The sequence below is a fragment of the Endozoicomonas sp. genome (genome assembly GCF_031844845.1).
In the GTDB taxonomy this organism is placed as follows: Bacteria; Pseudomonadota; Gammaproteobacteria; order Pseudomonadales; family Endozoicomonadaceae; genus Endozoicomonas.
The window spans coordinates 1-11079 of sequence record NZ_JAVRMB020000410.1; the positions used below are offsets into that span (position 1 = coordinate 1).

The window sequence follows — 11079 nt, forward strand, 5'->3', positions numbered from 1 at the left end:
GGCAGCGAAAGTTCAACTCGCCTCAGAAGTCATATCGTAGTTTGATGCTGGCACTGTCAGCAGCAAAGGTGGACTTCCAGGTGTGGTCATAGTTGACCGATGCGCTCAGCGTATTGCTGATCTGGTAGTTGAGACCGAGGCCTGCCTGCCAGGTGGTTTTTTCCGGTTCTTCGCCAATATGTGTGGTAGGCGCAGTCTCGTTACCATTGCTGGTTATAAAACTGCTTTTGACCTGCACTTGATCGGCAGCAAAATCATGGTACACATTCAGGGAGAGACTGACATCCAGTATGCCGCGATCCAGCTCAAAGGATTTCATGGCAGTAATGCCTGCCCCCAGCTCAACCACTTCGTAACGTTGTTTTTCAAGAGAGCTTGGCAGGGATAAGGATTGCACAACCTCTTGATAGGCCTCTATATCAATCCGGCCGTAATTGAACGACAGGTTTGGTTGCAATACCATCGCCTGACTATCCAGCCAGAAGTCCTGGCCGGTAACCAGACGAAAGCCCAGTTGTTTGGCATCGTACTCTGATGTGGTCAGCCCAAAGATCTCCACTTGTTCGGTTTCATTTTTGCTGAGACCGGCGCTGGCCATAATATCCACAAAGCGGTCACTGTTTTGCCAGCTGCCATAGAGGGTACCAATGTAGCTGGTGGTGTCCGTTATGCTGCTTGATCCCGTGGTACTGCTGGAGGTAGTGACGTCGGCAGCGGTGAGGGCAACCCCAAGGGTCCAGTGGTCGTTGATATCGCCATCGGCACCAAAGGTGATGCCATTCAGGCGGGAGTCAAAACCATCGGATTCGTCCCGGTGATCCTGTTTACCTTTACTGTGCAGGTACTGGGCCCAGACCCCGCCGTCCTGAAACAGGTCACCGGAGTTGGTACCGGTGCGTGACGAGCTGGTACGGGTGGAAACGCTGCCAAACGAGGCGGACTGGGTAATCGTGGCCCCGGCTGTGTTGCTGCCCGAGGTTTCTGGTTCAAGGGCTTCTGACAGTGCCAGTATTGATGTATCACTGGCGTCGATCGCCTCCTGGATAATCTGGGTAAAAGGGTGATTCTCATCCAGACCGGGGAGCACGAACTCCAGGAACTCGTTGATCATGAGCTGAGTTCCCAAAGGGGCACCCAATTGGGCAATTATGTTGCCTGCGGATTCTGATGAAACCCTGATAATAATCTTGTCAGGATTGGCTGGATCATTAACCAGCTGCACATCAAGCATTGCTGAAGTACTATCCACTGTGATTCCGGTATCACCCGCAATGTTGCCGTCATCAGCGTCTTCATAAGCGATGACATAATTGTTGCTCTCATTCTCGCCGAAGGTAATGAGGTTATCCACCAGGATTCGGGCACCTGAACTGAAGGAGATGGTATCTGCCGTAAGCACAGCACTATCTGGTATTCCGGTACCACTATAAGGTTGCATATCCTCCTTGAGTACAGCCACCAGCGTACCGGAACCTTCATAGGATTTGATATCGGAGCCGGGCAGGGTTCTGAACGTGCCGCTATTGCTGAGTGCCAGGCTTGGACCGGCAACCCTGCCCTCAATGGTTCCGCCAGCCGCATTGGTGACCGTTAGTGTGTGACCGGCTTCAACAGAATAAATGGCATGGGAGAGTGGATTGTTCGGAATATCAGTGAAATCCACACCGGAAATGACGAGATCACCGGGATTATTGGACTTGATGGATCCCCGGTTGACAATGCCGGTGTCGGCAGTCAGGCCATCAATAATGATACCGAAATAACCATCAATAAGCCCTTCGTTGATAATGGCCGTGGAACTGTCGTTAGTTGTGATCGTAGCCCCATCAAAAACTCGGATACCGGATGTCTGGCCAGAGATATGGCCATTAGCGGAGTTAAAAATAGCGGTCTCATCGCTGGCACCATTAAATGTGCTGGTGCCAATGGTCGAGCCAGCGCTGATAGAGATAGCATGGGTTCTGGCGAAGATCTCGTAGCTGTTGTGAATCCCGTTAGTGACTGTACCGCCGTTGGTTATGTGAACGCCATTCTCCAGGTTGGCACTGATTAAGCCTGAGTTGACAATACTGTTTGTTGTTGAGCTATCAATGACAATACCGTAGGCATCACCTATGATCAGGCCGGAATCGCTATTGATAATATTTCTAACCGAGGTTGCATCGGAGTAAATCGTAAGCAGGATACCAACGTTGGCATTAATGTCACCACTATTGGTAATATCACCGCTGACACTGCTGTCTTCAACCAAAATACCGTTAGAACTGTCACCAAGACCAAAGATGTTGCCTGAGTTTACTATATTGCCGTTCAGTACAGTACCACCTCCTATATAGACAGTGTTGTAGAAGCTGGTGATGTTGCCAGAGTTTTCGATATTGCCAGTCATGGTGCCGCCTGCTTCAAGGCCGCCTAGGGTGATACCGTCCCCTTCCGAATTAATCTCACCCTCGTTGAGCACATTACCGATAATGGTGCTGGTGCTACCTACAGCACGAATTGCTGAACTGTCCCACCCATTGGTGACAATGTTCCCGCTATTGGTAACGTTTTTTACGTCAGCATCGCGGATTTCTATACCACTATCAAAGGCAGTGATGTTTCCGTTTTGGGTATTGGATATCGTGCCACCTACAGTGGTTCCTTCAATATGGAGGCCGACATTGGGTAAATTGTCATCGTCATTGACATTGCCATCGCCATTGTCATCATCATTAGCATCGACTTCAGGCACTGAGCCATCATTTAGTGTGCCACTGTTGCTGATATTGCCAGAGGCTGTTTTTGCCCCTGCCCCACCGCCGCCACCAATCTTGAGATAGTCCTGTGAAGCACTAATAGTAATATCGCCGCTAACGGTGCCCCCCACCTCAATATCGGTGACCTGGCCATCAACGCTAACGGTGATGCTGTCACAACTGGTGCCGGCCATCACAGCCACGGTGTTCTTACCATTGACTACAGCGGGGGCAGGACAGTCCACTGCCACAGCACCCGCAGAGTAAGTATTTAATACAGCCACCACTGCACTGCCCAGCAGTGTTTTTCGAAATAGAACGTTCCTGTTCATTATTTTCCCTTTATTGTACAACCATGGTTACAGTGCCAAACTGCGCATGGGTTTACTGCCTTTCCCTGGCAAACGACAATGGCGGGTGTTTGAATGGTTTTATTAGTCTACTGAATTAATTGTTGGTATTACGAGTTTTTATCGAAAGTTCTTCTCAAGCCTGAAGGGTAGCTTTTAACAATAGTATTTTTTCAGGCAGGTTAGGTGTAATTACAAGTGTTACGGAGCTGTCATTGTGTACAGGGATTGTACACAATCCATCTGGCAGGGATAGCCAACCATCGACAGTCACTTCCCTGTGTATGGATCCTGTACAATCCCTGTACAGGATGACAGCAACCGGGGAACACTTTTAATTGCACCCAGGCAGGTTTTATTACCCCTTTGAGGGTATTTATATTCTTAACATATGGTTGTCCCACTGGCAGTCAGTGTGTTTAACCTCGTGAACCGTCTTTGCCTGCCCCTGAAAACATTCCAGTATCTGAATCTCACCCAGACCATTACTTACCGCCAGCCGGTTTGATGCAAGTGGTGCTATACCGGCACAATCCCGCTGATAGATAAAAGACTTAAGATGTCCAGTGGATTTCTGTATCAGGGCAATACGGTTTCCCCTGGGAGAAGTAACGGCAATGGTGTCAGCTTTTGAGAGCACTGCAACACTGGCAATATAGCCATTAAGTGCGAGCCACTGTTCTGGCAGTGCATCAATGGCTTTAATTGGCCGACCCGGGTTGTGGGTGGCCACCAGAGGTAAGGCTTCATCATTGCTGCCCTGATATTGCATGCCAATAGCCACGGTTCCATCCCTGGCGATATCCAGGTGTCGTATGCTCAGGTGGGGATCAATAAAAGACTGTTGATCAATAATTTCACCGGAATAGCGGTTCAGGTAAATCAGTGATGGTTGTAAGGTGTCCGGGTTGAGCGTTTTTCTTCCAGAGTCTGGATGGGTTTGGATTCCACCCATTGCAACCACCAGGGTTTCACCATCTGGCATCATTTTGATTTCGTGGGGGCCGGAGCCGGGCAGAAGCCATTCTCCAACGCGTCGGTAACCCTGTTCGGCATCATAAATACCAATAACACCATTCAGTAATTTGAGGTTGTTCTCTGTTGTGTATAGCAGCTTACCATCAGGGCTGAAAATACCGTGACCGTATAAATGCCTTTCCGCTGTTGTATGGATCGTTTGAGTGATTTGAGCACTTTGGAAATTGATGACATAGAGCTGGTAACCTGGCCGTCGCTCAAAAACGACAACTTCATTGCTACCCGGACGAAGGCTGACATCATGGAGCCTTTGGGAAACAGGAATAACGGTACATTGACCTTTATAAGGGTCGGTTAACCGAATACTGTCATTACCGGAAGAATCCCTGGCGGCACTGATTAAAACCTGATTGGCAGTGGATGAGCATCCGGTACCAATCAGGCTGACACCAGCCAGTGCCAGTGAGCTTTTTATAAATGTACGCCGATGCATTTGCCTTAATCACCATCGCTGGAGTTGAACCCAAGGGGAACCTCAAGCTGGCCAGCTGTTTTTACAATTTGTGTGCTCAGTGAGTGGATTTGTTCTTGCAACTGCTGCAAATCTTTTGTTCTGCCCTGTTCGATAGCAGTGGTAAAGTCGGAAGGCAGGCTTTGCATGGATAATGAAAGATTGTCCAACTCCAGGACAATGTTCTGCCAGATAGTCGCTTGTTCTGGATTAGCTGATTGTTCTATTGCCAGGGCAACCAGTTCATCAAAGGCGGCCAGAACGGTACGAATATTTTCCAGAGACTGTCGGCTGCGCCAGGACTCGGCCATAAACAGATTGATACGGCTTTTACCCAGCGGCAAAGCCAGTTCTTTTTTCAGTCGTGCTGTCTGGGTATCAAGGCTATTCAGTACCCAGCCATTAAGATTCAGCGCATTTTTACCAGGTTCCATCGCCATCAGTTTTTTATAAAAACGGCCAGACTTTTCCCAGTCCTGTTGTAATTCCATACTGTTAGCCAGCAACGCCTCTGTGTTTTCCATCAGAAACTGACAGTACTCTGTTTTCTTTAGTGCTAATGAATTAGTGGCTTTTGCATCAAAAAGGAGATATTCCGAGGCGGAGAGTCCCTGAAGAATCACACTGTCGGAAAGCAGGGGAATGGGTTCTTTATTTTTAAGCCGCTCTTCAACTTTTCTTCCGGTTAAATTCTTTTTGTCAGGCCAGAACTGAAAACGCCAGCCATCCATATTTTCTTCCAGCATCAACTGGCTGACCGCTTCGGCCGATTGCCAGCTCAACATCGTGGTGCGCCATTGCTGCTGTAACAGGCCAAAATTTTTGTTATCGGGGTTCAGGCAAAACTCCGAAACAAGGTTTCTAAGGTTGGATGCTTCAGATACCAGGCTGGTATAGCGAGGTTGAATCTGATCTTCCAGGAGGATCGTCATGGGCGATCGGGATAAATCCAGTTGAGGGGGAAACTGGTCACACCCGGTCAGGCTCAGAGAAAGAACAATCAGTTTAAGGTACTTCTTCATAAGGATTCTACGAAGCGAATCAACGCTTTACGCTCTTTGGCACTCATTGCCAGTACTTGTTGTTTGGATTGGGCTGCTTCACCGTCATGCCAGAGAATAGCTTCTATTAGTGTTCTTGCCCGGCCATCGTGAAGAAAACCTGCGGATTTATCAATAACCTGAGAATGACCGATGCCCCATAATGGTGGTGTACGCCATTCCCGGCCATTGGCCAGGAACTCTGGTCGATGGTCGGCAAGCCCCTCTCCCATGTCGTGTAATAGCAGATCGGTGTAGGGCCAGATCTTCTGGTTTGCCTGTTCTTTTGCCGCTTCAGAGCCAATGGTAAATGATGGGGTATGGCAGGCAATACAGCCTGCGTCGTAAAACAGCTGCTTTCCGGCCAGGACAGTCTTATCTTTGGCATTGGTTCTGACAGGAACTGCAAGGTTCTGGCTATAGAAGGTGACCTTATCCAGAATATTGTCAGAAACTTCCGGATGCTCCCCGGCCATTTGCCTGATACAGCGTTTTTGTGAAAGCGTGCAGTTTTCATCCATAAACAGGCTACTAGTCAGCCCCATATCGCCATTAAAAGCGGCTGAATTTTGCTGCTTAAGCGTCGGCTGACCTGCTTTCCAGCCAAAGCGACCAACAGCTGTCTTCTCTTTTTCAACATCCCAGACACGGTTAGCCTTGCCGGAAATTCCATCACTGTTTTTGTCGTCAATATCTTCATTGGCCAGAAGATCATCTTCAGAAATAGCTTCCAACAGGCCAAGGCCGATCATGGGGGGAGCTATCCGTGCAGACATCATTATTTGGCCATAGTCACTGGATGAAAGTGGGCCGTAACCAGGTTCTTCAACAGAAATAACCGGTTTTCTTAACTCAACCGTTTCCCCGTCCTGAAATTTAACGTCATAATATTCATAGTTGACCCGCACACGCCCTTCAGCAATACCTCCGGGAAGTGCAAAATCCTGCAGTTGGTCTCCATAAACCGGGTGAGGAATAACGCCCTGATGGGGTAATAATTTCTGATCGGAAGAGCTGGGTGGAATACTGAGTCGGACTAACATGGAAATACGGTTCAGATCCCCATCTTCCGGTGCATGTCCCCGACCATCCTTGATATGACAGTTTTGACAGCCATTGGTATTAAAGAGAGGGCCCAGTCCATCTCTGGCCGTAGTGCTGGCCGGAGCTGCTACCCATGGATTACGGAAAAAGCTGTTGCCAACGCTGAAATCCAAACGACGACTGACAGCCATATTGGCGGATGGCAGTGAAAAGGCGTTTCGTCCGGAAATCGAGACTGAGGTTTGGCCACCGGGTCGTTCTTCACCACTTTCATAGCTGACTTTTTCTGTTTTGTTGCAGCCCGAGAGCGCTGATCCAATGATCAGGGCTATAAAGGCGAACCCCATGGTTCGTAATTGCATTGTTTTACTTCTTTTATTAGCCCGGGTTTTATTAGCTAAAGAGGTTGTCGCAAAAGGTCTTAAATGCTGATTTATACCACTGCCGTCTTTCCCGCGCAGGAGGCTGTCGCAAAGGTTGAAAATGCCGATTTCTACCCCCCTCCGTCTTTCCCGCGAAGGAGGGTGTCGCAAAAGGGCAACCCCCCCCGACCGTCATCCTCGCGAAGGCGGTTGTCGCAAAACCCTCCTCGCTCCCACGCTTTTAGGCCCTGTGGGTCCTGCGTGGTAGCGCCAGGACCCAACCACAGGCACGATTCCTGTGGTTGGCTATGCATTCCCACGCAGAGCGTGGGAACGAGGATCCTGGTGGGTTTTGCGACAGCCTCTTGCGCGGGAATGACGGTGTGTAGCGGGAATGACGAGGGTATATTCTTAATTGCAGCTTCCCTTATGGAAGCTGGCAGTTCGACGCTGGCCTGATGATAAAGCCGAGCATAATAGTGATTGATAATACGGCAACTGAAGGGAGTAGCCAGAGCATGTGGTTTTCATAGCCGGGAATAAGACTGAAAGGTTGCAGGAACGGCAACAGCCCTGCGTAATCTTTGATTCTCAGCACATCAATGATGCTGAGAAAAAAGGTGATCGTCAGGGTCGTCCGGTAGGTTAATACCGGGTTAGGTAGCCAGTCTCTGATCAGACCCAGGAAAATTAATGCGATGGATATAGGATATAGAATCAGCAGAACCGGGATGAAAAGGTCAATAATCTCATTCAGTCCCATATTGGCAAAGAAAACACAGATAATACTGATGACGGTGACGATGTTTCGATAACTGATTTGTTCAAACATCTCGTCAAAGTATTCACTGGCGGCAGTAATGCAGCCAATGGCAGTAGTAAGACAGGCCAGGGTCACGACGGCTGCCAGCAGGGCAATACCGGTTGTGCCAAACAGCGTTTCGGCATAGATGGTCAGAATTTGTCCGCCATTGCCGGGGGCTGGAGCCACATCCCGGCTGGTCGCTCCAAGGTAGAATAGAGAAAGGTAAACAAGAGTCAGGCCTATAGCGGCAATAATCCCGGTGGTGATGCTGTAGTGAAACAGGCTGGCTTTATCTTTAATACCGTGGGATTTCAGGTTGGTGATGATAACAACGCCAAACATCAATGCCGCCAGTGCATCCATGGTCATATAGCCTTCAAGAAAGCCCTTGATAAAAGGGGCTTCCGTATATGTCCCCATGGCACTTCCGGGAATCCCAAGGGGTGAAATAATCGGGGACAGGCCAAGAATAACCAGTAAGACAATCAGTGCAGGAGTGATCAGCTTGCCCACGGATTCCAGAAGCTTGCCGGGGCGGATGGAAAGGTACCAGGATATGCTGAAGAAAATCAGACTGAAAATGAGCTGGCTAAGCGCGCTGTGTTCCGGCAGAAAAGGTGAGAGACCGATTTCATAGGATACCAGGGCTGTTCTGGGTACCGCGTAGAATGGGCCAATAATAAGGTATATACAGGTTCCCAGGGCAACGATCAGCCCCCTGGGCATCTCCTGGCTGATCTCATTAAATCCTCCACCGACCCTGGAGATTGAAATAATACCCAGTAACGGCAGGCCTACACCGGTTATCAAAAAGCCGGCAGCTGCGTACCACATGTCCTCGCCAGCCAGCTGTCCTACCATAGGGGGGAAAATCAGGTTTCCTGCGCCGAGAAACATGGCAAAAGCCATAAACCCCATACCAATAATATTCGGTAAACTCAGTCTCTGCTTCATACTTTCAGCGTTCAGGATCCCTGATTATTGGGTGTTTTACCGGGACCTGCTCCTTTTTTATTCAGTGGAGTAACCCTTGTGATTTCGGGTTTCTGGATTAAATTGCCAGTTATCAGTATGGACGCTATATAAAAAAGTGGTAGTTGAGCGCCTGTCGGGGCTGGATCGCGACAGGGCGGTCGGCAGGTCGGTTCCCCGTTCAGGGGAGCCGACAACTGAACATCCGATAACTCCAGGTCTTGATAAGTGCATGCGGCTGGGTCACGAGTCGGCTTTTATGCCCATTGGGTATCCTTCGGAAACTGACCTTCGACGAAACATGAACAGGCCAGCAAATACGTCCTTAATGACACTCCTGACAGTGTTTACTGATCTTTTGCTGGCATTGAGCAGAGGTCGTGATGGGGCATGCCACTGATCAGCTGTTGAAAGTTCTCCTGTAGCAGGTGGATCAGCGTTTCATGATCGCCGGCTTCCAGATAAATATCCGGGGAGTTGGCCAGCCGGTCATCCCACATCATATCCATCTGATAGGGTTGGCCAATGGGCGGGACAGCACCGGGTTTGCAGTCCTGAAATTGCTGATAGACCTCCGCTTCCGTGGCCAGGTGGAAGCTGGCGTTGGTGACCTGGTTCAACTGGTGAATCTGGACACGGTTGGCGGCGGGGATAATGGCCATCAGGTAGTGTTTGTCAGCGTCTCTGAGAATCACTGCCTTGGCCAGCTTATGCAGCGGTACCTGGGCAGAGATGGCACTCTGCAGGGAACTTTTGCTGGGGGAGTGGTTGACCGTCTGGTATGGGACGCCTTTCTCGCGGAGAAAGGCGTGGACAGTGTTAGGTATAGTCATGGTGAAACCGCCTCAGTAGTATTCAGTTTGAGGTAGGATGATTATAGTGCCTGTCACAAGATCCGGATGCTATTTTCATGATAATTAACGGCGTATAACCTGAACAACCGCTTCCCGCTTCCCGTAAAAGCGCAAGCGACCCCGGGTTTTCGGGCAGCGGGCGACGGGCAGCGGTCTTTACTTATAGCCAGCCTTTTCGTTTAAAGAACAGAAAAGTCACCAGGGAACTTAATAGCATCAGTCCCAGGGCGAGAGGGTAGCCATACTCAACGGAAAGCTCCGGCATGACTTTAAAGTTCATCCCGTAAATGCTGGCGATTAATGTGGGCGGCAGAAACATCACTGCGGCCACCGAGAAAATCTTGATGATGTTGTTCTGCTCGAGATTGATATACCCCATGGTGGATCCCATCAGGAAATTGATTTTCTCAAACAGGAAGCCGGTATGGGGTGTCAGGGACTCAATATCCCGGAGCATATCCCGAATAGTGTCTCTCTGTTCATCATTGAGTATATGGTTGCATGCACGTATCAGGTAGCGAAGGGAGCGCTGGGTATCCAGCAGGTTCAACCTAACCTTACCATTCAGGTCTTCCTGGAGCGTGATGGTTCGTAGTTGCTCATCAACATCCTTATGCTGCTCTGAAAGCGCATTCTGGCTAACTTCTTCCAGATCCTCGTACACTTCTTCCAGTGTATCTGCCAGGTATTCAACCTTGGTATCAAACAGTGCAATAACCACATCCAGGGGCGTGGTGGCTTTTAGATGCTGTGTTTTCAGGTGTTTTCGCATCAGCCTGAACAGGCCGGTGGGTTCGTCCTGAAGAGTAATCAGCTTGTCCGGCCTGAGGTTAAAGGCGACGTTGACATTTCTCAGTTCATGTCCTGCACGATGAGGAAAAAGAGAGCGGATATGAATGCCGCTTTCTGTCTCAAAGTAGCGGGAAGAAATCTCGATTTCACCCAGTTCTTCTTCTTCAGGCAACCATCCGGGGAAATGAGTGGTCAACCAATGGTGCTCATCACTATCCGGTTCAGTGGCTTCTAACCATATAGTGCCCTTGGCCGGAGGGAAGTCTGGGGTAACCCGGTCAATGAAAAATTGGTTTTCCTGAGCGCCATAGGCATAGATCATTGTTACTGCCTTTTATTGGTCAATAAATTGCTGCCGGATTGTACGATAATTGACTTCTACTTAGATAGAAGGAATGTGTACCTGACTTTCGAGGTTGTTGAAAAAGGTATTAAATGCCAATTTATACCACTGCCGTCCTTCCCGCCTGCGAGAGTGTTGCAAAAGGGCACCCCCCCCCCCCGACCGTCATCCTCGCGAAGGCGGTTGTCGCAAAACCCTCCTCGCTCCCACGCTCTGCGTGGTAGCGCCAGGACCCAACCACAGACACGATTCCTGTGGTTGGCTATGCATTCCCACGCAGAGCGTGGGAA

Annotated in this window: 7 protein-coding genes; all 7 read right to left on the reverse strand. The window is 49.5% G+C overall.

From position 1 onward, the window contains the following. Window positions 1-22: 22 nt before the first annotated feature. A complete protein-coding gene (locus tag RM811_RS22735; RefSeq protein WP_402528833.1) occupies window positions 23-3070 on the reverse strand; it encodes an autotransporter domain-containing protein in 3048 nt (1015 codons plus the stop codon). Between the two features lie 394 nt (window positions 3071-3464). Then, window positions 3465-4559, reverse strand: coding sequence for a DUF1513 domain-containing protein (locus tag RM811_RS22740; RefSeq protein ID WP_402528835.1), 1095 nt, complete (start codon window positions 4557-4559; stop codon window positions 3465-3467). Between the two features lie 5 nt (window positions 4560-4564). Further along, window positions 4565-5599 carry an imelysin family protein gene (locus RM811_RS22745; protein ID WP_402528836.1) on the reverse strand — a complete coding sequence of 345 codons (1035 nt, stop codon included), beginning with the start codon at window positions 5597-5599 and terminating at the stop codon, window positions 4565-4567. Beyond that, window positions 5596-7023, reverse strand: coding sequence for a di-heme oxidoredictase family protein (locus tag RM811_RS22750; protein WP_402528838.1), 1428 nt, complete (start codon window positions 7021-7023; stop codon window positions 5596-5598). Before RM811_RS22750 ends, RM811_RS22745 begins: the two co-directional genes overlap by 4 nt. Before the next feature lie 427 nt (window positions 7024-7450). Further along, on the reverse strand, window positions 7451-8782 hold the full coding sequence (brnQ, locus tag RM811_RS22755) for a branched-chain amino acid transport system II carrier protein (RefSeq protein WP_402528841.1): 1332 nt from the start codon (window positions 8780-8782) through the stop codon (window positions 7451-7453). Between the two features lie 365 nt (window positions 8783-9147). Further along, a complete protein-coding gene (locus RM811_RS22760; RefSeq protein WP_402528844.1) occupies window positions 9148-9633 on the reverse strand; it encodes an aminoacyl-tRNA deacylase in 486 nt (161 codons plus the stop codon). A gap of 181 nt (window positions 9634-9814) precedes the next feature. Next, window positions 9815-10768, reverse strand: coding sequence for a magnesium/cobalt transporter CorA (corA, locus tag RM811_RS22765; RefSeq protein ID WP_402528846.1), 954 nt, complete (start codon window positions 10766-10768; stop codon window positions 9815-9817). Window positions 10769-11079 lie beyond the last annotated feature (311 nt).

Excerpts from the sequence above, each read along its gene's own strand:
- RM811_RS22735 (WP_402528833.1), bottom strand. The coding sequence starts at position 3,070 with ATGAACAGGAACGTTCTATTTCGAAAAACACTGCTGGGCAGTGCAGTG.
- RM811_RS22740 (WP_402528835.1), bottom strand. The coding sequence starts at position 4,559 with ATGCATCGGCGTACATTTATAAAAAGCTCACTGGCACTGGCTGGTGTC.
- RM811_RS22745 (WP_402528836.1), bottom strand. The coding sequence starts at position 5,599 with ATGAAGAAGTACCTTAAACTGATTGTTCTTTCTCTGAGCCTGACCGGG.
- RM811_RS22750 (WP_402528838.1), bottom strand. The coding sequence starts at position 7,023 with ATGCAATTACGAACCATGGGGTTCGCCTTTATAGCCCTGATCATTGGA.
- brnQ (WP_402528841.1), bottom strand. The coding sequence starts at position 8,782 with ATGAAGCAGAGACTGAGTTTACCGAATATTATTGGTATGGGGTTTATG.
- RM811_RS22760 (WP_402528844.1), bottom strand. The coding sequence starts at position 9,633 with ATGACTATACCTAACACTGTCCACGCCTTTCTCCGCGAGAAAGGCGTC.
- corA (WP_402528846.1), bottom strand. The coding sequence starts at position 10,768 with ATGATCTATGCCTATGGCGCTCAGGAAAACCAATTTTTCATTGACCGG.